Raw genomic sequence first — 23,253 nt, 5'->3', positions numbered from 1 at the left:
CGCGTCGAAGGCGGGTCGGGCGCCCGTTGCTAGGCTCGTCGGGTGAGGCTGAACTCCGCTGCAATTGCAACCGTTCTGAGCACCGAGGTGCCGGTCGAGGGCGACTTCACTGCCGTGACCAATGCATCGAACCAGGTGCAGCCCGGCGGGGTTTTCGTCGCGATCAAGGGGTTCACCAGCGACGGTGCCAAGTACGCGCCGGACGCGATCTCCCGCGGCGCACGACTGGTCGTGGCGCAGGAACCGATCGACGGCGTGCCGACGGCTGTTGTGCCGGACGCCCGGGTGGCCCTGGCACAGTTGGCGTGTGCGTTCGCCGGGGATCCGTCACATGAACTGACCGTCTACGGCGTCACCGGAACGAACGGCAAGACGACGAGTTCGTATGTGCTGCACGGGATTCTGTCGGCCGCGTACGGCGAGGACGCGACTGGCCTGCTCACCACTGCCGAGATCGTGGTCGGCAGACACCGCGAACCGGCGGTGCGGACGACGGGCGAGGCACCTGTCGTCCAGGGCAACCTGCGTCGCATGCTCGACGGCGGTGCGAAGCATGTCGTGCTGGAGACCAGTTCGCACGGTCTCGCGCTGCACCGAGTGCTCGGCACCCGTTACGCGGCAGCCCTTTTCACCAATCTCACGCGGGATCACCTCGACTTTCATCCCGATATGGAGGACTACTACCGCACCAAGCGCAGGCTGTTCGAGCGCACCGACGGACCCAAGCTGGTCAATGCCGACGACGAGTACGGTCGCCGCATCGCGGGCGAGGTAGACGGCACGCTCACGTACGGCGCTTCCGCGGACGCCGATTACCGCATTTCGGACGTGCGGCTTGAGGGGGCCGGGACGGCGTTCACGCTGAAAACCCCCGCCGGGCAGTCACTCTCGTTCCGTACTCCGCTACTGGGTGACTACAACGTGCACAATGTCGCGGGCGCGTCGGCGTTGCTGCTGGAGATGGGCATGGACGCCGACACGCTCGTCGCGGCGGCGCAGACCATCCCGCAGGTGCCCGGCCGGTTCGAGCGGGTCCCGGCCGCTGCGGATCGCGGGTTCGAGGTGATCGTCGACTACGCCCACACCGACGATGCACTCCGCGCCCTGCTCGAGGTGGCCCGTGAGGTGACCTCGACGCGAGGTGATGATGCCCGGTTGATCGTGGTGTACGGCGCTGCGGGAGAACGGGATCCGGCCAAGCGTGCACCGATGGGGACGGTGGCCTCCCGACTGGGCGACATCAACATCATCACCACCGACGACGCGTACTCCGAGGACCCGCAGGCCATCGCCGACGAGGTGATGAGCGGTGCCGACAGTTCGAACACGGCGGTCGTGCTCGAACGCCGCGAAGCTATCCGTCAAGCCCTTGACGAGGCGCGTCCGGGCGATGTCGTGGTCGTCGCCGGCAAGGGTCACGAACGCGTCCAGCACCTGCCCATAGGTGACATCGACTTCCACGACCCGACCGTCGTCACCGAGCTGCTCTCCGACCGTTGATCGGGTGCTTCGTTGGTGCGGGCGGTTTCGGCGCACGCTGATTCGTTCCTCATCGGCGTGGCTCAACCAACGGGAGTTGTGTGGGTCAGCGTCCTGCCGCCGGTCGAGCCCATACCCTCTCGCTGGTTGAGCCCTACGCATGAGGAACGAATGCGTAGGCGCCGAAACCGCTCGCATTCGTCGGTGTTCCGGCACAGCGGAGGGCAGCGGGCGGCGCACGGTGGAATCCCGATCAACGCTGTGGTGTTGGTGTGGTCATGAACGTGAGCCAGATCCTTCCCCGCGGCGTCGAGTTGCCGGCCGCGGGCACCGTCACGCTGTTCTCCACTGGGTGGTGTGGCTACTGCCGCCGGTTGAAGGCCGGCCTCGACCGCGAGGGCATCGGTTACACCGAGATCGACATCGAGCGCTCACCCGCCGCGGCCGAACTCGTCGAGGTGATCAACCACGGCAACCGCACTGTGCCGACCGTGGTCTTCCCGGACGGGGACTGCGAGACCAATCCCTCGCCGGCACAGGTGCGTTCACGCCTCGACGGAAACTGAGTCGTGACGAGAGTCCTGGTGCTGGCCGACACGCATGCGCCTCGCTTCTGGAAGACGGTGCCGCCGGCGCTCGTTCCGCTGCTCGAGCAGGCCGACCTGATCCTGCATGCCGGTGACGTGTGCGTCCCGTCGGTGCTCGACGAACTGGCCGCTTACGCGCCGGTGCGAGTGGTACTCGGCAACAACGACGGGCCGGACGTGGCGGCGTGGAACGACGGGGTGCCAGAGACGCTGGAGTGGGAGATCGACGGTCTGCGGGTGGCGATGATCCATAACTCCGGTGCGCGCCAGGGTCGTGGCCGCCGGATGCGGCGTCGTTTCCCGGACGCGGAGCTGGTCGTCTACGGGCATTCGCACATCCCGATGGACGTGGTCGACGACGGGTGCCATCTGTTCAATCCCGGATCGCCGACCGACAAACGCCGGCAGCCGCGTCCGACTGCAGGGATGCTGGAGATCGAGGCCGGCGCACTGGTGCGCCACGACCTGATCACCCTCTGAACTGCACCGGGGCATCGGCCTCAGTCGAACGCTGCGTCGACCTCGTCCTTCGGAACGTCGTCGAGCGAGGCGTGCGTCCACTTCGGGGCACGGTCCTTGTCGACCAACTGCGCACGCACGCCCTCGGCGAAGTCGGCGTGGTGTGACACGACGCGGGCCAGTCGCAGGTCCTGGGCCAGCACCTCGTCGACCGTTTCCATCGAGGCCGCCCGGCGCAGAGCCGCGAGCGTGACCGAGACCGACCAGGGCGAACGCTGCGCAATCAGTTCGGCGGCCACCCGGGCCTGCTCGACGGACGAGGTGCGAAGGCGTTCCAGAATGACGAACGCGTCATCCCCCGCGTAACACTCGTCGATCCAATCCTGTTGTCCAGCAAGTTCGCTGCGCACGTGCTGAGCCTCATAGTCAGGTGCGCGTCCGTCGGCGAGCGAGGAGACGACGGCCGGCCACGACGCCGAGTCGATGACGGCGTCCGAGAGTCCGGCGTAAACCGCGTCCGCACCGGAGATCATCTGCCCGGTCAGTGCCAGGTGGGTGCCGATCTCGCCGGGCGCCGAGGCGAGCAGGTGCATCGCGCCCACGTCCGGGAAGAAGCCGATGATCGTTTCCGGCATCGCGACCTTGGTGCGTTCGGTCGCCAGCCGCAACGAGCAATGTGCCGACACCCCCACGCCGCCACCGAGCACGAACCCGTCCTGGAAGACCACGATCGGTTTGGGGTAGGCGGCCAGGCGGGCGTTCATCGCGTACTCGGCCCCGAAGAAGTGCTGACCGTCCTGGCCGTCGAGGATCTCCGTGCGCACTGCGACGACATCGCCGCCTGCGCACAGCCCACGCTCGCCGGCGCCCTCGATCGTGAGCGAGCTGATCGCTTCGTCGCGCTCCCACTGCTGCAGTTGCGCATCGACGGCCTCGACCATGGGCAACGTCAGTGCGTTGAGTGCCTTCGGCCGGTCGAGCACGATGCGGCCGAGACGCCCCTCCACCTGGAACTCCACGTCAGTCATAACGCCACCTTCTCAGACGGACGCGTCCGCTAGGCGTAAGGAGCGACGATCACGCCTTACGCCCGGGCACGAGTCCGTACCACGGCGTAAGGCGCGACGGTCGCGCCTTGGTGCGGGGTGGCTGTTGAGTGCGGCAGGATTGCAGTCGTGCGTGAGACACCGCCCCTGGTGATTGCCCATCGCGGATCGAGCGAGGCTCACCCCGAGCACACACTGAGGGCGTACGAACAAGCCTTCGAGGACGGCGCGGACGGCGTCGAGTGCGACGTCCGGCTGACGTCCGACGAGCAGCTCGTGTGCGTCCACGACCGCACACTCCACCGCACCAGCAGCGGCACCGGCGTCGTCTCCCAGTTGACGCTGGAACAGTTGCAGGAGTTCGAGTGGGGCTCCTGGAAGGGCGAGGGTCACACCGGCTCGCTGCTCACCCTCCGGGAACTGATCGAGACGCTGCTCGACGGGCCGCGCAAGCTGCAACTGGTGATCGAGACCAAGCACCCGTTCTGGCAACCGGCTCGCATCGAGGAAGTGCTCGCCGAGGTGCTGGAGGAGTACGGACTGCTCGATACGGCGACTGCCGATCTGCAGGTGCGACTCATGTCGTTCTCGTCCCGGGCAGTCGCGCGCTTCGTACGGTTGGCGCCAGAACTCGAGCGGGTGCAGTTGGTCGAGACCGTGCAACTGCTTCGCTACCGCACCTGCGTCGGTCCGAATGCCTCGATCGCCGGTCCCGGTATCGGGTTGCTGCGCCGGGACCGCAAGTTCGTGGCCCGCCATCACGCGGTCGGCAACCACGTGCACGCCTGGACCGTCGACTCGCCCGAGGACATCCAGTTGTGCCTCGACCTCGGCGTCGACGCGATCATCACCAACCGACCCGCTGCAGTTCGAGAGGCTGTCGAGCGCGCCTACTCCTGAGATGACAAACTTGCGCGCATGACCGAAGACGGCTCGACCAACGACTCCTGGGTGCGCACCGTGCGCCTTGCCTTCACCAGCGACTCCGTGCCGGAGGTGCGGCGTGTGTTCACCGAGGACCTCGCCGGTTCACTCGTACCCATCGAGGTCATCGAGGAGACCGAGACCGTCGTCTCCGAACTCGTCGCCAACGCGTTGCTGCACGGCCGCCCGCTGCCCGACGGCACCATCCGAGTGCACTGGAAGGTGCGGCCGCCGCGCATCGAGATCGAGGTCAGCGACGGCGGTGGTGAGCGTTCGCCCCAGCCCAAGCCCCAGACCCCCTGGGCCAACAGCGGCCGCGGCCTGCGCATCGTGCGTTCCCTCGCCCACGAGTGGGGCGTCGCGGACGAGGACAGCCGCACCACCGTCTGGGCTGCCATGGGTGGCCCGAGTCGTCGCCGGGTCTGACCGGTAGCTCACCTGCGGGCCACCCACCTGCGCTGGTTGAGCCCTACGCCTGACGAAGGAAGGCGTAGGCGCCGAAACCAAGGTGACGCGAGGAGCGCATTGAGCCCGGGACCGATTCGGTGCCACGGGTAGGTACGCTGACCCACCATGGGCAAGGCTTCGCGACGTAAAGCACAGAACAAGGCCGCCGGCATCAAGCCGGCGAAAGTACAACCGGCACCGTACGTCGCCCGACCCTTCGAAGGCCTGCCGAACCAGGCCCAGTGGGTCGCCATGCGCGAGATCGTGCCGGCCGCGTCCGCCCCGGTGACCGTCGAGGTCGACGGCACCAGCCACGACATCACGCTCGCCACCGTCCTGCCGATGGGTTGGCCGGCGATGAAGCGCGACACCGGCGAGATCTTCGTCGCCCTGCAGTCGCTCACCGGCTCCGGTGATGCCAGCCGCGACCTGGCCGAAGTCGTCCGCGCCGCAATCGAACTCGAGGCCGGCATGCCGCTCGAGGACGCTCCGCGCACCACCGCCGACAGCCCCCGGATGCAGGACTTCGTCAAGAGCGACGACCTCGAGGTCACCGTGCACGACGGGTTCGACTTCTGGGTCGAGGGCCAGGACCTCGACGAGGCCGGTCGTGCGTCGATGGACCGTGCGAACGAGTCCGTGTCGCCGACGGTTCGGATGAAGGACGTCCCGTCCGCGTACTGGTGTCAGATCGGTCAGCGCACCTATGTGCGTTGGATCCTCGAGGTCGACGAGGACAAGGCGACGGATGCCCTCGCGCGTCTGCACGCTGCCGGTGAGAGCGGCCTCGGCGAGGGACGTCTGCTCGGTGCATTCCGTGCGTACGGCCTGCTCGTCCCGGTGTGGGAGGTGGACGCGTCCGTGGAAGCGTCCGCGCACGACGCCGAGATGAAGGCGCTCGCCGCCCGTTTCGACAAGGCTGTGAAGAACGACGCCGCGCTCACGCCGCAGGAGCGTCGCGCCCGTAACGGCGTCGTGAGTCGCCAGATCACGCTGCGCTGATGCCGGTCCGGCAAGGGGTCATCGCGATCGTCCCGGCCAAGGACGAAGCGGCAAGGATCGAAGCCACGGTGCAGGCGGTGTTGAGCCTGCCCGAGGTGCTGAGCGTCATCGTCGTCGACGACGGGTCCGGCGACGGAACACACCAATTGGCAGCGGACGCAGGCGCTTACGTGTTGCGGCACCCGCGCACGCTCGGCAAGGCGACCGCGATGGACAGCGGTGTCGTCTACGCCGAGCAGCTCGGTTACGGCAGGAGCCCCGTGCTGTTCGTCGACGCCGATCTGGAGGACTCCGCTCACGAGATCACCCCGCTCATTGGGCCGATCCTTGCGGAGGAGGCTGACATGACCATCGCCACGTTGCCTGCGCAGAAGACCTCCGGTGGTGGCACCGGACGCGTCGTCCGACTGGCTCGTGATGGCATCCAGGAGGCCACCGGGCGACGTTTCGAGCAGCCGCTCTCCGGACAGCGCTGTCTGAACCGGGAGGCCCTCGACGAAGCTCTGCCGTTCGCCACCGGCTGGGGTGTCGAGGTCGGGATGACGATCGATGTCCTGCGGGCCGGTCTGCGCGTGCAAGAGGTGCCGGTCGCCCTGCACCACCGGGTCACCGGCACCGATCTGGGCGCGCGGTTGCATCGTGCGAATCAGTTCAAGGACGTCTGGATCGCGCTTCGCCAACGGCGGGCCAAACGGTGAGGCTGCTTCGGCAATCACGAATCCCGTTGCTGCTGCTTGCGTTCGGCCTTGTTCTGTTGGTCGGCGCCGGCCGCACCTCCGCAGCCAAACCTCCTCTCGGACCGGGCGAGTTCGCGCCCGGCCCTTTCGTTCCCTGGTATCCCAGTGCCGCCGTCGTCACGACGATCCTGTTCGTCGCCTGCATCGCCGGAACCATCGGCGTTCTGCTCGGCCTGTTGCGGATGCCTCCGCGTCCGGCCCGGTGGTGGGCCGTCGCGCTGCTCGGCGCGGGAGCGCTGCTGACCGGACCGTTCGGTTCGGCTGACCACATCAACTACGCCGCCTACGGTCGCATCGCCGTCAGTGGTGACGACCCGTACGTCGAGTCACCGATCAAGTGGCATCAGGGCCTCGACCCGGTGGCCAGTGCCGTGCAGGCGCCGTGGCAGGACACCCCCAGCATCTACGGGCCTATCTCGAGCGCGCTGCAGGCGGTCTCGTCCGCGGTCGGCGGGACGAACCTGCGCGACACCGTCTGGATCTGGCAGTGGTTCGTCGTCTTCGCCTGGGTCGCCGTGCGAATCCTGTTGCTGCGCATGGCCGCCGACGATGTCTCCCGACGCCGCGTGGACGTGCTCTGGACCTTCAACCCACTGGTGTTCAGCGTCCTGGTGCTAGGCGCCCATGTCGACCTCATCGCCGGAGTGTTCGTGCTCGGCGCGCTCTGGGCGATGCACAAGAACCCTGTGGCGGCAGGGATCTTCGTCGGTTCAGCCTTCGCGACGAAGGTGACCTACGGCGTCGTCCTGGTGGCGATCCTGTGGGCCTGGCGGACGCTCGACCGCGAGCGACTGAAGTCTTCCGTGCTGCGACTGTTCGGCGGTTTCGCATTGGTCGTCGTACCTGCGTATCTGATCGCCGGGCCCAACGTGCTGCGCCAGCTGAAGGCGGCCGGCGGTTCGTTCTCGTACGCGTCCCCGTGGTCGCCGGTTATCCGGGGGCTTCGCCATTTCATGCCCGAATGGGCCGTCACCGCAGTCGTTTTCGGTCTGTCCGCCGCCGGCATGATCGCGTTCGCCTGGTTCGGCTATCGGCTGGCGTGCCGACTCGGACTCGGAGACTCGATCCACGACGACCGCACCCGCGACGCCGTCCTGGGGACGTTCGTGCTGATGACCGCTTACGTGCTGCTCGCGCCGTACACACTGCCCTGGTACGACGCAGTCACCTGGATGTTGCTGCCGCTGGTGATCCCGTTCGTGTGGGACGCGATCCTGCTGGTGCGCCACCTGTTCATGACGCTGGCGTACGTGCCCGGCCGCGCCACCGGGGTCGCGCCGTCCGTGCAGGAATGGACGCTCGGGTTCCGCACCAATGTCACGCCGTACGTGTGCTGGGCCTCGCTGCTGGCGCTCGCCGCTCTCGCGTGGCGCTCAACGAAAGCAACCGACCACACGTAGCGCAGAAACCGCGCCGGTCAGGCGTGGGTCGGGTACTCGTGACCGCCGTGCGCGGGTCCCTCGAACTGGATGGTCGAGTGCTCGATCGCGAAGTCGTCCCGGAGCCTTCGCTGGACGGCGTCGAGCAACTGCAGCGTGTGCGAATCGCGGAAGCAGGTGTCGTCGACGACCAGGTGTGCGGTCAACACGGGCATTCCGGTCGCAACCTGCGTCGCGTGCAGATCGTGCACGTCACGCACGTGGGGAAGGGCCAGGATGCTTTTCCGGACGGCCACGAGATCGAGACCCGGAGGCGTCGACTCCATCAACACGTGCACCGCTTCGCGGAGCAGGCGGACGGTGCGCGGCACGATCAAGGCGACGATGACCAACGAGGCGAACGCGTCCGCCCGGGTGAAGCCGGTGGTCGCGATCACCACAGCGGCAACGATCACCGCGACCGAACCGAGGGCATCGTTGGCGACCTCGAGGAACGCCGCTCGCATGTTGAGGTCGGCTGATCGCGAACCGGCCAGCACGGCCATCCCGATGGCGTTGCCCACCAGACCGACGATTCCGAAGACGACCATGACGGTTGAAGTGATCTCGGGCGGCTCGAGCAGTCGCTGGACACTCTCGACCAGGATGAACACCCCGACGGCGAGCAGGAGCATTGCCTGCGCAGCCGCCCCGACGATCTCCGCGCGCAGGAATCCCCACGTGCGGAACGGTGTTGCCGGCCGACGCGCGAGCGTGGCGGCGACCATCGCCATCGTCAGGCCGGCGACGTCGGTGAGCATGTGGCCGGCGTCGGCCAGCAACGCCAGGCTGCCGGACGCGATCGCGCCCACGACTTCAACGACCAGGACGGTGACGGTGATGGCAAGCACGGCCGCCAACCGTCTGCGGTGATCGACCAACCCGGACGCGTGGTCGTGGCCGTGCCCGTGTCCCTGCGCGCCGCTCACCGTTCGACCGGCTCGACACCCAATTCGCGCAGCAGCGTCCGCACCCGTTCCTTGATCTCGTCGCGGATCGGGCGAACCGACTCGACGCCCTGACCCGCCGGGTCGTCGAGCGTCCAGTCGAGGTAGCGCTTACCGGGAAAGAACGGGCAGGTGTCTCCGCAGCCCATCGTGATGACGACGTCCGAGGCCTGCACCGCTTCGGTGGTCAGGACCTTCGGCTTCTCGGCCGAGATGTCGATGCCCTCCTCCAGCATCGCCTCGCGCACCGCAGGGTTGATCGAGTCGGCCGGAGCTGAGCCGGCGGACCTGACCTCGACGGCTCCTGCGGACAGGTGGTGGGTGTAGGCCGCGCCCATCTGAGAGCGTCCGGCGTTGTGCACGCAGACGAACAGGACGGACGGACGGTCAGTGTGTTCGGACATTCGTGTTCCTTCCGGGTGGGCAGATCGGTGAATGCCCAGAGGATCTCGCGCAGCAGCGTAGTGACGCGCGCCTGGATGTCGTCGCGAATCTCGCGGACCGCCTCGAATTATGCGCCGGACAGGTGTTCGGCCAAGGCTGCCGCCATCTGGGAGCGACCGGCGTTTGTGCACGCACACGAACAGCAGTTCGGGCACCTTCTTGGCGACACGGCCTTCGGCCTGCGCTGTTGCCATGAGTTGTTCGCGCGCCTGGCGCGCAACGAGCACCGGTAGGTAGGTGTGCACGGTCGAGCGGGGAGCCAGCAGGCCCCACGTCGGTGACGGCGGCTTCGATCTTGTCGGAGTCGAAGACCCCGGAGTAGGAGTGGTTCATGTCGTCGATGAGTTGGCGGACGACGGTGTCGCGATCGAGTTGCATGGCGGGCTCCAGCGCGAGTGATGGGTTAGGTGGGTTGGTGGCTCGACTCGGTGAGTCGGCGGAGAGCCTGCGGGCCGTGGGGCTCGTCGGCGAGCATCGGGATCATCGCGGTGCGGTCGGCCCGTCGGCTGATTTGGTTCAGGTGTTGCTCCTCGGCGGCGGCGCGGGCGGCGAGGAACGGCGAGGTGGCGTGCGCTGCGGCCAGCGAGCCGTTCACGACCCAGGCCCACGGGTGGATCTCGGCACGCTCCAGGTCGTTCTGCAACTCGGTCGCCTCCAACACCGGGGTGGTGTCGGGCAGGGTCACGATCACGACCTTGGTCAGGTCGGGGTCGCGCAGTCGCATCAGCGGGGTGGTGTACGTGCCGGAGTCGCCCATGCTGCGGGCGATGTCTCGGTGATACGAACCGGTCGCGTCCATCAACAGCAGCGTGTGCCCCGTAGGCGCGGTGTCCATGACGACGAAGTGACGGCGGGCCCGGTTGACCATGTGGGAGAACTGCCCGAAGACGGCGACCTCTTCGGTGCACGGCGACAAGAGGTCTTCGGCCAGCCGTGCCCGGCCGGCGTCGTCGAGGTTCTTGCCCTTGCTCGCCATCACCTTGTCGCGGTACTCCTGCGTGGCCAGCTGGGGATCGATGCGCGACACCGTCAGGTTGCCGACCACCTCCTGTTCCAGCACCTCGTCCAGGTGTGCGGCCGGGTCGGTGGTCGTCAGGTGAACAGCGTGCCCGCGGTCGGCGAGCGCCACGGCGATCGCAGCGGCCACCGTCGTCTTGCCGACTCCGCCCTTGCCCATGCACATGACCAGCCCGTGATCGGACGTCGCGAGTTCGTCGACGAGCCCGGCCAACGGGCCCAGGTCCAGTTGCTCGCTGCTTTCGGCGCCGTCGGGAACCTCGATGTCGGATGCAAGAAGGTTTCGGACGGCGTCCACGCCGACGACCGTGTGCGCCCGTAAAGGAACGGTGGTCAGCGGCAGAGGCTTCAGGGCGGCGGGCAAATTCTCGATGGCGTCGGTCTCTCGGCGGTGGACCGCGTCGGCCAGGTCGTCACCGGTGGCGGCTGCGGGGAGAACAGCATTGACGACGAGGTGTTGGCTGGTGATGCCGATCTGTGCGAGTTCTTCGCTGGTGCGTGCTGCTTCGCGCAAGGTCGCCTGCTGGGCTCGGGCGACCAGCACCAGTCGGGTGATGGCGGGGTCGGCCAGGCGGCGGACGGCTTCGGCGTAGACCGCGCGGGTGCGGTCGAGCCCGGCCATCGGGCCCAGGCAGGAGGCGTCTGCCTTGCCGGCGTCCAGGAAGGAGGTCCACTCACCGGGCAGTTGCAGCAGTCGGATCGTGTGTCCGGTCGGTGCGGTGTCGAAGACGACGTGGTCGTAGTCGCTGATGCGTTCGTCGTCGGCCAGGAAGCTGGTGAACTCGTTGAAAGAGGCGATCTCGGTCGTGCACGAACCCGAAAGCTGTTCGGTGATCGAGTCGAGCTCGGCCTGGGGGAGCAGGTCACGGACCGGTGCGATGATCTTCTCCCGGTAGGCCTCGGCGGCCTCGTTCGGGTCGATCTCGAGCGTATCCAGTCCGGGTACCTGGGGTACGGGCGTGATTCGGTCACCGACGGTGAGGTCGAACACCTGCCCGACATTGGATGCCGGGTCGGTCGACAGCAAAAGGACGCGCTTGCCGGATTCCGCGAGGCTCACTGCTGTTGCGCAGGCCAGCGAGGTCTTCCCGACTCCGCCCTTGCCAGTGAAGAAGACGAACCGGGGGAGTCCTTCCAGAAACGTCAAGGTCATATCGAACTCCGTTCAGCAGCAGTCGGATTCGGCGTCGGGACCGCAGGCTTTCGCGGTCGAGGACAGGCCCACATCGGTAACGCCGGCGGGAAGACCGGCCGGTGCAGTGATACCGGTGAAACGCGAGAGTTCATCGCGGTCCGGATACCGCCCGGTCACGACGGTCACTCCGTCCACCGTCGTCAACGGCAGACCGGCTGAACCCGCGACCCGCAGAAAGTCGGCGACGACTTGGTTCGCGGCAAACGCCGATGGATCGTTCCCGAGGTTGTGCCGCTCTATGTCGGCACCCTGATGCTGCAGGTGATCGAGGTCGGCGGTGAAGCGCACCAACTCCTCGTCCAGTTCCGGCCCGCAGACCCCGGTGTTGCAGCACAGCGCAGGCTCGAAGACGCGGACGGCCGGGCCCAGGATGGACGGACGCGACTCAGACATGATTCTCCTTGGAACTGTCAGTGCTGGTAGAGCGGTCGAAGCGTGGACGCAGGGCGAGGGCGACGTAGACCAGAGCGACGAGCACGGGCACTTCGATCAGTGGACCGACCACACCGGCGAGTGCTTGGCCGGAGGTGACTCCGAAGGTCGCGATCGCGACGGCAATCGCGAGTTCGAAGTTGTTTCCGGCGGCGGTGAAGGCGAGCGTCGTGGTGCGCTCGTAGCTCATGTCGAGAGCTCGGCCGAGCAGGTAACCGCCTCCCCACATGACGACGAAGTAGGCCAGGAGCGGGAGTGAGATCCGGGCAACGTCCATCGGGCGAGAGGTGATCTGTTCACCCTGCAGCGCGAACAGGATCACGATGGTGAACAGCAGGCCGTACAGCGCCCACGGGCCGATCTTCGGCAGGAAGGAACGCTCGTACGCGTCTGCGCCCCAACGCTTCTCGCCGATCCTGCGGCTCAGGTATCCGGCAAGCAAGGGGATGCCGAGGAAGATCAGAACGGACTTGGCAATCTGCCATGCGGACACGTCGAGCTGGGTCTGGTCGAGTCCGAGCCAGCCCGGCAGGACAGACAGGTAGAACCACCCGAGAGCCGCGAACGCGATGACCTGGAAGACCGAGTTGATCGCGACGAGTACGGCAGCGGCCTCCCGATCGCCGCAGGCAAGGTCGTTCCAGATGATCACCATCGCGATGCAACGGGCCAGGCCGACAATGATCAGGCCGGTGCGGTACTCCGGCAGATCGGGCAGGAAGATCCACGCGAGGACGAACATCAGGGCCGGGCCGATGATCCAGTTGAGCGCGAGGCTCGCGCCCAACAAACGCCGGTCACCGGAAACGGTGTCGAGCCGGTCGTAGCGCACCTTGGCAAGCACCGGGTACATCATCACCAGCAGTCCAATGGCGATCGGAAGCGAGACTCCGCCCAACTCCACGGCGCCGAGTGTGGATCCGAGGCCAGGCACCAATCGGCCGAGCAGTAGCCCGATGACCATTGCGGCAAGGATCCAGACCGGAAGGAAGCGATCGAGAGTCGAGAGCTTGGTGGCAACCGATGGCTCGGACTTCGCGGTGTGCGTCCGCGTGTCGGTCATGGGCGTACCGCCCGGACGATCGCACCCTTGGCGAACTCGTGCACCTCGTGGGTGTAGCAGATCCCCACGTCTGTCCATCCGCTCGCTTCGAGCGCGTCTCGGTACTCGGCCTCGCTCAGAGGTGGAGCGAGCGGAGTCGGCGTACCGCTGCCGTACCTGTTCACGGATGTCGGACCGGTCGACCATGAGTTGTTCCTCGGATTAGATGAACGTCGATACAGCAACCCTGGCGGATTGCTTCGATATTTGTCAATATGGATGGATGACGAAGCTCGCGCCTGCTCCCGCCACCGACTGCTGTGCGCCTGGTGAGCCGGCCGGACTGTGCGTCCCGGATGCCGAGGCTGCTGCGGTGCTGCTCAAGGCCGTGGCCGACCCGGTGCGGCTTCGTCTGTTCTCCCGGATCGCCGCGGTTACCGATTCGCTGTGCGTCTGCGACATCCAGGACGTCGGGGTGTCCCAGCCGACGGTCTCGCACCACCTGAAGAAACTGCGCGAAGCCGGGCTCATCGACTGCGAGCGCCGCGGTACATGGGTGCACTACTGGCCGACCGAACTCGGCAAAGAGGTCAACCGTGCGGTGAGCACACTGGCGAGACTTCGGGCCTGACCGGCGCGGGGGCCAAGACAGCCCCGCCACGCGACCCGAGCAAGCTCGATATCCGAGGGCGGATCAGATGTGGATCGTCGGGTCCTGCTCGCGGCGAAGGGTCTGAGCCGCGAGTGCAAGAGCGAACGCCAGGGCGAGTCCGATTCCGTTGAGCAGCAAAGCGAGTCCGGAGTCGTTGAGCACGAACCCGAAGGTCCAGAGCACCAGCAGACCGATCAAGGTCTCGCGGCCGAAGCGGACGCGGGCAAGCGCGTCATCGAGCGCCCGGCCAGGACGTGAGGTCGGTCGGGCAATCATCCAGATCAGCACGGCGAGGGCGATGGGCACGAGCGGGCTGAACGGCGTCCCGAACACCAACCGCACGTTCGCACCGAGCTTGTCACCGACGACGCCGAGACCCTCGCCGTCGATCACCTGTTGCACGAATTTGCCCAGGTGGGTGCGGGATTCGGCCGGACGAAGCCAGTCGGCGAACGCGAGCACTGCCGCCACGGCCAGCGCGGCCACCCCGGCGAACAGCACCAGACGCAGACGCAACCGGGCGGCGAGCGCGAGCAGGGCCAGCACCACGGCGGCCAGCACGACGGCCGGCGGACCGCCGAAGTCCGCTCCCCAGCCGGGCCATCCGTCGATGATCACGGTGGCCAGGCCGGCGAGGGCGATGGTGACCGCTGCGAGGCGTCGTTCACCGCGGACGATCAGCGCGCCGGCACCGAGGCCGGCTGCGATCAGGGCGCTGGTGGCGAAGAGTCCGAACCCCACGTTGCCCATGCCGTAGAAGCGGCCGCCGTTGATCGGTTGCAGGCCGAGCAGCGATCCGAACTGAAGCCTCGAACCGTGCATCACGTCCACACCGATGATCACCCAGGTGGCGATCGCGACGGCGATGATCGGGCCGGTCGGGGTGCGGCGCCACCGACCGGCGTACGCGATCGACACGATGATGCCTGCGAACAGCAGCGTGAAGACCACCAGCCAGACCGGCGCCGCGGGCCAGGCCGCCCATGGTGCCAAGACGCTGAGGAAGGTGGCAGCCGGAACGGCGGCCCACACGGTGACGACTGGTGGCAGCCAGCCGGCGACACGAGTGCGGCTGCGCCACAGCAGGATCCCGAGGATGAGTCCGAGCAGCGCCCAGCCGGCGAAGAACGGGACGCTGAGGTCGAACACGCCGCGCAACTGGTCGTCGGCCTGCCGCGCCTGATTGACCAGCGAGGACGACGGAGTCTCATTGGGAGCCAGTTGCAACGGTGATCCCTGCACCTGCGAAGGCACGGGACCAAGTGGCGCGAGGAATGTCGCGGTCAGGTCGGGCAACTGGACGATGCCCGACTGGCGCACGGACGCCGACCACAGCGTGCCGTGCTTCACCGAGTTGCCGAGCACGAACAGCATCCGAAGCCGTGCGTCGCCGGGCTCCTGCTGGCCGGGTCCGTCGGAGAGACCGGTGACGATCACCGTCGCGGACGCGGGGATGCCGGCGAACGCCTCGTTCAGCTGGGCCATCGTGGTGCGCGCCGAACCACCGGATGCGTCGACGAGGGTGAGGGCGCACTTGTCGTAGCGAGCGCCTTTCACCGAGGGGGTGAACGAGTCGACCGTGCCGTCACTGCCCAAGGCGCCCAGGGCCGCGTCCTGGCCCACGGCAGCGACGCACTTGCCGGCTGCGCGGTAGCGGTCGGCGAGCAGGCCGATCCGGTCGGCCTCGTCGGTGTTCCACGACGACCGGTCGGCGAACCTGGCGCCGCTCCCGGAGACCGCCGGCTTCGGCGGATCGGTGCAGAGCGCAGGAACCGACACACCTCGTCCTGCAGAGACGCTGAGCCAGGCGTCCGTCGAACACGTACCCGTCTTGCCGCCACGAGGCGTGACCGAACCGATCGCGCCGTAGTCGAGCGTCTCCCGCAGATCCGGGTACGCGGCGCGGGTGACATCGGCCCAGCGAAGACCGGGTGCGGCGATCACGACGATCGACCGGTCGGCCTTCAGATCGGTGCGGTCGGGGGCGCGATCGACCAGGTTCACGAAACCCAGGAGAGCGGCGAAGGAGACCAGAGCAGCCAGGACGACGAGGGTGTACCGGCGGGTCATGCGCTCAAGGGTAGGCGTCCACCCGTGCTGCAGTTCGACGGTGCCGAGCTGCGACCGCCGTATGATCCCGGGACTCGGCTGCTGCCGGTGGACAGGCACAATGTCCGGGTGACCGATCAGACCCGCCGCCGACTCGCCTGGGTCGGTGCAGCGGCCCTGATCCTGGCCTCACTCGCACCGCTCGTCTGGCTGCACCTGATCGATGCCCGGCCGGGTCGCTGGCAGGTGGACCTGGAGGTCTACCGCAATGCCGGCATCTCCCACCTGATCGGCCGGCCGGTGTACGAGTCGATCACGCCGCCGCCGCAGCTGCTGCCGTTCACCTACCCGCCGTTCCCGTCGATGCTCGCGGTCCCGCTGGCACTCATTCCGTTCCACGTCGCCGGCGTGCTCTGGTACGCGCTCCAGGCACTGACCAATGTCGCGATCGTCTGGATCGTCGGACGGCGCTGGTGGACCAAGCCAGAATGGTGGCGTCCGCTGACCTTCGGTCTGGCGCTCGCGGTCGCCCAGCACATGCTGCCGGTCACCGACGGGTTCCGATTCGCGCAGGTCGGTGCGTTCCTGCTGCTGCTCGTGCTGGCCGACTTCACCCGGTGGCGTCCGGTGCGTCGGATCCCGTTCGGTGTGTTGACCGGGTTCGCCGCCGCGATCAAGCTCACCCCGGCGATCTTCATCGTCCATCTCGCGATCACCCGTCAGTGGCGCGCGTTCTGGACCGCGACCGGCACAGCGGCTGGGCTCACGCTCCTGGCAGCGGCGGTGGACTTCCAGACCTCGGTCGACTTCTGGTTCGGCGCGTTGCTCGACCCTCACCGGCTCGGTTCCAACGCCGGTGTCTCCAACCAGTCGATCCGCGGCATGATCTACCGCCTGCGCGGCGACAACCTGGCCGGGTCCTTGATCTGGATCGTGCTCGTGGTGGCCGTCCTGTTCGTCGGGATGCGGATCGCCAAGCAGGCCCACGACCAGCGCAACACTCTTGCTGCGGTCGCCGCGGTCGCCCTGGTCGGTGTGCTCATCTCGCCGGTGTCCTGGATCCACCACCACAACTGGCTGTTGGTGGTCTTCCCGGTGCTGATCAGCCTCGCGGGACGCGACCGCAAGCGGCTGGCGATCATCGGGCTGCTGTTCGTGACGTACACGTTCAAGTGGCCGTGGTGGGCGTTCTGGGCGATGAACTCCCCGGGCGACATCGCGACCGACTGGTCGCTCAACCCGTTCTGGCAGCTGTTGGCGAACAGCTACGTCATCGCTGCGTTCGGGGCTCTCCTGCTGATCGGGAAATGGCTGCGATCCGCGCCCGTTGCATCACGACCAGCGGAGCCAGCAGCATCAGCCCGGCCGGAGGGATCCCCGTCCCCGAGTCGTTGACCGCGAAGCCGATGATCCAGCACACGGTGACGGCTGCCATTCCGTTCTGCAGCACCGGCAGGTGCGCGAAGATCGGGCGCAGTGGTGCACCCAACGGGGTCTGCGGGCGCAGCAGGACGTAGCTCAGCAGCAGCGGGATCAGCGGCACGAGCAGCGACAACGGACTCTCGGTCAGCATGTTCCAGTTCGCCTGCCACACCCGTTCGGCGCGGGAGAAGTTGCCGTTCATCACGGCTTGGGCGAAGAAGTCACCCAGGTGGGTCCGTTCGGCCGGGCCGCGCAGGTAGTCCAAGGCCGCCATGCCGGCGACGACCAATCCCGCGGTCGCGCTGATGATCAGGAAGCGCAACCAGGTCAGGCGCAGCCCGGCGGCGTTGATCGTGAGGTACGCGAACGCGGGGAGCATCGCGATCGGCCCGCCGGCTTCGGCGCCCCACCCGGGGTAACCGTCGACGACGATCGCCGCCACGCCGACCAGGGCCACGGTGAGCGCTGCCAGTCCGTGACGTCCCTCGTCGTGCCGGGTGAGCGGGCTGGCGACGATCGCGGCGAACAACAGGGCCGCGGTCGCGAAGAAGGCGAAACCCACGTTGCCCATGCCGAAGAAGCGTCCGCCGTACACCGGTTGAAGTCCGAACATCGACAGCAGTTGCAGGTCGTCCCCGTGGGTGACGTCCAGGGCGATCACCGTTCCCGTGATCAGACACAGCGCGGCCGTCGAACCACCGAGCCAGCGCCGCCACGGCCCCAGCAGAGCGACCGCTGCCAGTATGACCGCGATGAGCACGACCCCGCCGACGAGAAAAAGTCTGGGCCGGTCGTGCCTCCACCACGGGTAGGCGTTGACCAGGAAGGTCGACACCGGCATTGCGACGGCGGTCGCCGCGACGAAGGCGACGAACTGGTGCGCTGCTCTGCGCAGCTTGTCGCGGCCGCGGGCGGCCAGCACCATTGCATACCCGGCAGCGAGAAGCACGACGATCACGACGTAGAAGCCGATGACGAAGTCCCGGACCGTCGCGTGCTCGACGTGCAGCGCGTGGCTGAGTTCAGCCGTACGCAGCACCGGAGCGGTCGGACTGCCGGACGGCTGGACCAGCAGGTTGCGTCCCTCGGGCAGGTTCGGGGCCTTGTCGCCTGCGCGGGAGAAGATGAATGCGGACAGGTCGGTGAGCTGGACGATGCCGCGCTGACGGGTCGAGGCCGACGTGAGCAGCCCGTGCTGGACGCCGGGGCCGACCACGACCACGGGGTGCAGGCGCTCCGGGCCGGCGTCGTCCCCGAAGGAGCCGACCACAATCGTCGAGCGCGGGGGAGCGCTGTCGAGAATGCGCCGCAGGAAGGTGTCGTCCGGACGGTCGAGGCTGATGAAGGTGATGTTGCATCGGTTGATGTCGACCGCGCGAGGGTCCGGGGAGTAGTGCCCGACGACGCCGTTCCTGTCGGCGGCGCCGAGGGCCGCGTCCCGGCCGCCGGCAGCGATGCACCGCCCGGACGTGGACTGGCTGAACAGGCTGCCGACGGCACCGATCGGAGCCGGTTGCTGGCGCGCCAGCGTGGTCCGTCGCCAGGACGGCCAGTCGGGGAAGTTTGCCGAACCATCCGGGTACGTTTCGGGTGCGGGCGTCACTGGGCACGGTTCGGTGGGTTCGCCGGGCGGGGTCGCGCGCACGGATTTCCACAGGGTGGTGCGGACCCCGGCGGAGAGGCTGAGCCAACTGTGCGGCGAGCAACTGTGATCGGACATGCCGCGGGTCGTCATCGCGCCGACCGCACCCTCCCGGGCGAGGTCCCACAGGGCGGACGTACGTGCGTCCGGACCGTCGGTCAGCGTCAGGCCGCGAGCCGAGATGACGATGAGCGGACCGGGTTGGTCGCTCACCGGCTGGACCTTTGGTCGGGCCTGGACAGCAGACCACGCGACCGACGCTGCGATGCACGCCATCACCGTGAATGCGGTGATGAGGATCCAGCGGCGCAGCATCAGGTCAGCCTAGGTGCCCCGCCTGTGCCGTACCGAAACGAAAGGCGGCCCCAGGTTCGATCGTGACGAACGCTTCACCCGCAGCTGGCAGCGTTGCTCACAGGGGCAGCCAGTGCGGCAGGTCGACCCCCGCCAGCTGCAGCGCCATCGTGGCGGCGAAGAACAGGCAGATGCAGCCGGCGATGCGTCGGATCGTGGCCAGCCGGATGCGCTGCAGCAAGGTGCGTCCGAGCAGCGCGGCCAGACCGGAGACCAGCGCCAGCGCAAGGAAGGCGCCGACGCCGACCGCCCACGGGTTGCCGCCGCGGGCCACGAACCCGGCGGTGGCGAGCTGGGACAGGTCGCCCCACTCGGCGAGGAACAGCACCAGGAAGCTGGTCGAGATGACCTTCAGGCCCTGGGCCGATTTCGTCGCCTTGGCGCCGAACTCCTCCTCGACCTCGTGCTCCTCCTCGTCCGCCCTTGATGCGCCCTTGAGCAGCAGCACACCGGCAACGAAGAACAACACCATGACGACGGCCTTGACCGGCGTTTCGGGCAGCCGTCCGAGCAGGCCACCGAACGCGACCGCGACGACCGTCTGCACGAGGAAGGCGGATGCGACGCCGACCCAGACCAGCAGTGGCCGGTACTTCGTCGACAACACCAAGGTGGCGATGAACGTCTTGTCCGGGAGTTCAAGGATGAAGAGCGTCGTGAAGACGGTGAAGGCGAGTGCGAGATCCATGTCCGCGCGAGTTTAGTGCCCGACTAACCTGCCCAGGTGACCTCCACCGCTGTGGCGCTGCTCGCCCTCGTCGTCGCGGTGCTCGCATTGGCGGGTGCTGCGGTGGCCGTCCTGAGTCTGCGCGCGGTGCAGCGCAACTTCGAGGTGCTCTGGGGCTCCAGCGAACGCGGTCACGACGTTGCGTCCGTGGTGAAGGCGGAGCACGACCGCATCAATGCACTCGACCAGCGGGTCACCGCACTCGCAGGACGCGTGGATGGAGTGCACGAGCACGTCGCCGCCGGGCTGCGACACGTCTCGGTGGTCCGTTACGACGCGTTCGGCGACATGGGCGGACGCCTGTCGTTCTCGGCCGCGATCCTGGACGACTCCGGGGATGGTCTGGTGATCAGTTCGATCCATGCCCGCGGTGAGTCACGCACCTACGCCAAGGGCGTGATCGACGGGCGCAGCGAGATCACGCTGTCACCCGAAGAGCGCCAGGCCCTCGCTGCGGCGCGATCGGACCACCGCGATGCCTGAGCGCCGATTCTTGCGACTTGCAACGGCACCCGCACCGATGAGGATCACATGAGCTACGGATACTTCGGACCTCGCGGCACCTTCACGCAGGCCGCGCTTGCCTCGTACCTCGAATCCAACGGCGCTGCAGCCGAGTTGGAGCGTTCGGTGCCGTTCTCGACCGTGCCCGCGGTGCTGGACGCCGTGATGTCGGGCGAGGTCGACTTCGGTGTCGTCCCGATCGAGAACTCGGTCGAGGGCGGAGTCTCGGCGACGCTCGACGCGCTCAACGCCCGCGAGGACCTGTTCATCCGGGCCGAGGTTCTCGTACCGATCACGTTCGTCCTTGCAGGGCGTCCCGGAACGCCGCTGGAGTCCATTGATGCGGTGGGTTCGCACTCACACGCCTGGGCACAGGTGCGCGGGTGGATGAGCACCAACACCCCTGCGGCACAGTACGTTCCGACCCTCTCCACGGCAGCTGCGGCCGAGGCGCTCGCGTCGGACGATGACGTGCCCTATCAGGCTGCGGTCTGTGCCCGGATGGCTGCGGAGACGTTCGGGCTGGAGGTGCTGGCCGAGGGAATCGGCGACAACGCGTCCGCGGTGACCCGCTTCGTCGTGGTGTCGGGGCCGGGCAAGCTGCCGGCCTCGACCGGGGCCGACAAGACGACGCTGATGCTCTTCCAGCACGACGACCACGCCGGTGGCCTGCTGGCGTTGCTCGAGCAGTTTGCCGCCCGTGGGATCAACATGACCCGTTTGGAGTCGCGTCCGACCGGTGTGGCGATGGGCTCGTACTGCTTCTCGATCGACTTCGAGGGTCACCTGGACGATGCTCGCGTGGCGGAGACCTTGAAGTCGCTGCACCGCGTGGCGGCGAAGGTGCGCTTCTTCGGTTCCTACCCGCGGGCCGACCGGCGTCCGGCAACTGTGGTGCCGACGGCGACGGACGAGGCGTTCGTTGAATCGCAGACGTGGTTCGAGATGTTGCGTGTGGACAGTTAGGACGCTGCCCCGGTGCTCCATTGCTGCACCCCTTCGTCGGGCTGATGCCAGGTCACGCCTTCATCGGTGACGGTCGCAGTCAGGTTGTCGCGGTGGACGATGCGGTGGTGGGTGCTGCACATGAGTGCCGAGTTGAGCAGCGAGGTCTCGCCGCCGTGCCACCAGTACTTCACATGGTGGACCTCGCACATGACCGGCGGTCTGGTGCATCCCGGATGAGTGCAGTGTCGATCTCGTTGAATCACTGCTGCGCGGAGTTCCTTGTCGACCAGTCGACGTTTTCGACCGACGTTCAACGGTTGGCTCTTCGATCCGAGCACCATCGGGATGATCTCGGCGTCGCAGGCCAGTTGTCTGACCGTGTCGGGCGTCATCCCGACTCCGCCTTGGCTGTAACCGAGGCCGGACAGGACTCCGGCGAGGTGTTCGTAGTTGATGGTGACCACGATTCTCGCGGTGCCGGCAGACTTGGTCTGACCGTCGTTGTCGACCGCCTGCGCGGCAATACGAATGAGTTCGGTGAACGCATCGGCGCGGCGCTTCCCGGGGGTGCGCAGATCGGGCTCGCCCTTGCTCTTCGAACTGTCGTGGTGAGCATCGCCGTCGGCCTCGTCCGTCCGATGGTTGTGGTGCACGTTGTCGCAGCACTCGGAGGCCGGCGAAGGGGCGGCCATCGCCTGGATCGCGTGCTTCACCTTCTCGGCGTTGTCGGGGCTGAGGTCGGCGATGAGCCGTACCAACCCGTTCGGCAGGTTGGACCACGACAGCGACTCGTGCCGCTGCATAGCGTCTTCCTTGGCATCAGGCTGGTCGTCGTCAGCGAAGCGGGCGACGATCCGGCGGGTGAGTTCACGGACTGCCTTCGCGCCGGACCCGGGCGGCAGGCAGAGGAACGCGCCCAACAACTCGTCGCGATCGGCGCCCGGCAGTATCGCGGTGACCGGTCCGATCTCGTGCAGTGCGGTCGCCGCGATGGCGGCGTTGGTGCGTCCGCTGATGATCGCGTCCAGCACCAGTGCGTTCTTGGGTGCACGACAGGCTTGGGCAAGCTTCGCCAGGCGCGAGCAGTGTCCGGGCTCCAGTCCGGCGACGACCTGGAGGGGTTCCTTCGGATCGGCGTCCGTCGCCGCGCTCGGCTCCTGACCGATCGGGACGAGAGGGCCGGCCGCGCCTGTGCCCGCCTCACCCATGACGGCGGTGATCGATTCGCCGCGGGACAGGCGGCCGATCCATTGCGCTGCGTCGGCTGCCGTGGAAGAGGCCACCAGGCCGCGATCGATCGCATCGGTCGTCAGGGCGACCACAAGCGCCTCGGTCTGTTGCATGTGCGCGAGCGCGGAGCGTGCGGCCGCCGTGAGTTCGGCGTCGGTGAGGTTCGTACTGATGTCGGCCAGGCGCCGCACGGCCGGCAGCGCACCGGCCACGGTGTCGACGCAGCCGGCTGCCTCACCGGGGCGACTGGGCGCAGCCTCGCGCATCCCGAACGCGATCGGGCCCTGGGCCAGCGGGTCGTGCGGCAGTGGAATGTCGTCGATGGCCATACCCGGTCACCCCTCCCCAGAAGTGCTCTACCTGATGCATTCATCGTACATGTGTTCGAAGATGAATGGAAGAGGCTCGGTTACGAATTTCGTTCGTCGACAGCGAAATTCACCTACCGGCGGGTATCCACAGCCCCTTGTTTCGGCGCTGGTTGTCCACAGGCCGCGGACGCCGGTTGACGGCGGCTACCGAGCCGGACGAAGCGCTTGTTCGACGATC

At 67.5% G+C, this 23,253-nt stretch carries 21 protein-coding genes; 12 read left to right on the top strand and 9 right to left on the bottom strand.

Translation table 11 applies throughout. The features are described from left to right. Positions 1-42 precede the first annotated feature (42 nt). The 3 genes from MF407_RS13905 to MF407_RS13895 all read left to right on the top strand — a co-directional run bounded on the left by MF407_RS13905 (position 43) and on the right by MF407_RS13895 (position 2,546). On the top strand, positions 43-1,500 hold the full coding sequence (locus MF407_RS13905; RefSeq protein ID WP_239702653.1) for a UDP-N-acetylmuramoyl-L-alanyl-D-glutamate--2,6-diaminopimelate ligase: 1,458 nt from the start codon (positions 43-45) through the stop codon (positions 1,498-1,500). A gap of 257 nt (positions 1,501-1,757) precedes the next feature. Beyond that, entirely contained in the window at positions 1,758-2,045 is a 288-nt protein-coding gene (locus MF407_RS13900) for a mycoredoxin (RefSeq protein ID WP_239702652.1), read from the top strand. 3 nt (positions 2,046-2,048) lie between these two features. Then, on the top strand, positions 2,049-2,546 hold the full coding sequence (locus tag MF407_RS13895; RefSeq protein ID WP_239702651.1) for a metallophosphoesterase family protein: 498 nt from the start codon (positions 2,049-2,051) through the stop codon (positions 2,544-2,546). Between the two features lie 20 nt (positions 2,547-2,566). Here MF407_RS13895 and MF407_RS13890 read toward each other — a convergent pair whose 3' ends face one another. Further along, positions 2,567-3,553, bottom strand: a complete 987-nt coding sequence (locus MF407_RS13890; RefSeq protein ID WP_239702650.1) for a 3-hydroxyisobutyryl-CoA hydrolase — start codon at positions 3,551-3,553, stop codon at positions 2,567-2,569. Positions 3,554-3,700: 147 nt separating this feature from the next. On the opposite strand from MF407_RS13890, the gene MF407_RS13885 reads away from it, so the two are divergent. From MF407_RS13885 to MF407_RS13865, 5 genes are all read left to right on the top strand, one after another. Next, entirely contained in the window at positions 3,701-4,471 is a 771-nt protein-coding gene (locus MF407_RS13885) for a glycerophosphodiester phosphodiesterase family protein (protein WP_239702649.1), read from the top strand. An 18-nt stretch (positions 4,472-4,489) separates the two neighbouring features. After that, entirely contained in the window at positions 4,490-4,921 is a 432-nt protein-coding gene (locus MF407_RS13880; RefSeq protein WP_141927365.1) for an ATP-binding protein, read from the top strand. Between the two features lie 147 nt (positions 4,922-5,068). Then, entirely contained in the window at positions 5,069-5,944 is an 876-nt protein-coding gene (locus tag MF407_RS13875) for a DUF5926 family protein (RefSeq protein WP_239702648.1), read from the top strand. Continuing rightward, entirely contained in the window at positions 5,944-6,642 is a 699-nt protein-coding gene (locus MF407_RS13870; protein WP_239702647.1) for a glycosyltransferase family 2 protein, read from the top strand. Before MF407_RS13875 ends, MF407_RS13870 begins: the two co-directional genes overlap by 1 nt. Then, entirely contained in the window at positions 6,639-8,081 is a 1,443-nt protein-coding gene (locus MF407_RS13865) for a hypothetical protein (RefSeq protein ID WP_239702646.1), read from the top strand. Before MF407_RS13870 ends, MF407_RS13865 begins: the two co-directional genes overlap by 4 nt. A gap of 17 nt (positions 8,082-8,098) precedes the next feature. Here MF407_RS13865 and MF407_RS13860 read toward each other — a convergent pair whose 3' ends face one another. The 5 genes from MF407_RS13860 to arsB form a co-directional block, all read right to left on the bottom strand. Then, entirely contained in the window at positions 8,099-9,028 is a 930-nt protein-coding gene (locus tag MF407_RS13860; protein ID WP_239702645.1) for a cation diffusion facilitator family transporter, read from the bottom strand. Next, on the bottom strand, positions 9,025-9,450 hold the full coding sequence (locus tag MF407_RS13855; RefSeq protein ID WP_129624429.1) for an arsenate reductase ArsC: 426 nt from the start codon (positions 9,448-9,450) through the stop codon (positions 9,025-9,027). Before MF407_RS13855 ends, MF407_RS13860 begins: the two co-directional genes overlap by 4 nt. A gap of 443 nt (positions 9,451-9,893) precedes the next feature. Next, positions 9,894-11,660, bottom strand: a complete 1,767-nt coding sequence (gene arsA, locus MF407_RS13850) for an arsenical pump-driving ATPase (RefSeq protein ID WP_129624428.1) — start codon at positions 11,658-11,660, stop codon at positions 9,894-9,896. Between the two features lie 12 nt (positions 11,661-11,672). Then, the gene (gene arsD / locus MF407_RS13845; protein WP_129624427.1) at positions 11,673-12,095 is read right to left on the bottom strand and encodes an arsenite efflux transporter metallochaperone ArsD; all 423 of its coding nucleotides are present in this window, start codon (positions 12,093-12,095) and stop codon (positions 11,673-11,675) included. Continuing rightward, entirely contained in the window at positions 12,088-13,197 is a 1,110-nt protein-coding gene (arsB, locus tag MF407_RS13840; RefSeq protein ID WP_239702644.1) for an ACR3 family arsenite efflux transporter, read from the bottom strand. Before arsB ends, arsD begins: the two co-directional genes overlap by 8 nt. A 262-nt stretch (positions 13,198-13,459) precedes the next feature. Between arsB and MF407_RS13835 the strand changes: the two genes are divergently transcribed. After that, entirely contained in the window at positions 13,460-13,807 is a 348-nt protein-coding gene (locus MF407_RS13835; protein ID WP_239702643.1) for a metalloregulator ArsR/SmtB family transcription factor, read from the top strand. 63 nt (positions 13,808-13,870) lie between these two features. On the opposite strand, the gene MF407_RS13830 is transcribed toward MF407_RS13835, so the two are convergent. After that, a complete protein-coding gene (locus tag MF407_RS13830) occupies positions 13,871-15,898 on the bottom strand; it encodes a hypothetical protein (protein ID WP_239702642.1) in 2,028 nt (675 codons plus the stop codon). A 108-nt stretch (positions 15,899-16,006) separates the two neighbouring features. Between MF407_RS13830 and MF407_RS15965 the strand changes: the two genes are divergently transcribed. Continuing rightward, a complete protein-coding gene (locus tag MF407_RS15965; RefSeq protein WP_239702641.1) occupies positions 16,007-17,272 on the top strand; it encodes a glycosyltransferase 87 family protein in 1,266 nt (421 codons plus the stop codon). Between the two features lie 2,081 nt (positions 17,273-19,353). On the opposite strand, the gene MF407_RS13820 is transcribed toward MF407_RS15965, so the two are convergent. Then, positions 19,354-19,983: a TMEM165/GDT1 family protein gene (locus tag MF407_RS13820; RefSeq protein WP_129624422.1), complete on the bottom strand. Its 630-nt coding sequence runs from the start codon at positions 19,981-19,983 to the stop codon at positions 19,354-19,356. Positions 19,984-20,019: 36 nt separating this feature from the next. On the opposite strand from MF407_RS13820, the gene MF407_RS13815 reads away from it, so the two are divergent. After that, positions 20,020-20,505 (top strand): DUF4446 family protein, encoded by a 486-nt coding sequence (locus MF407_RS13815; protein ID WP_239702640.1) that lies wholly within the window; start codon positions 20,020-20,022, stop codon positions 20,503-20,505. A gap of 48 nt (positions 20,506-20,553) precedes the next feature. Further along, the gene (pheA, locus tag MF407_RS13810; protein WP_239702639.1) at positions 20,554-21,492 is read left to right on the top strand and encodes a prephenate dehydratase; all 939 of its coding nucleotides are present in this window, start codon (positions 20,554-20,556) and stop codon (positions 21,490-21,492) included. On the opposite strand, the gene MF407_RS13805 is transcribed toward pheA, so the two are convergent. Continuing rightward, the gene (locus MF407_RS13805; RefSeq protein WP_239702638.1) at positions 21,489-23,033 is read right to left on the bottom strand and encodes an HNH endonuclease signature motif containing protein; all 1,545 of its coding nucleotides are present in this window, start codon (positions 23,031-23,033) and stop codon (positions 21,489-21,491) included. The two genes, pheA and MF407_RS13805, sit on opposite strands and share 4 nt — an antisense overlap. Positions 23,034-23,253 lie beyond the last annotated feature (220 nt).

This window comes from Yimella sp. NH-Cas1, assembly GCF_022359705.1.
GTDB lineage: Bacteria > Actinomycetota > Actinomycetes > Actinomycetales > Dermatophilaceae > Yimella > Yimella lutea.
The sequence above is the reverse complement of the archived record's forward strand: the minus strand, read 5'-3'. Positions and strand labels throughout refer to the sequence as shown.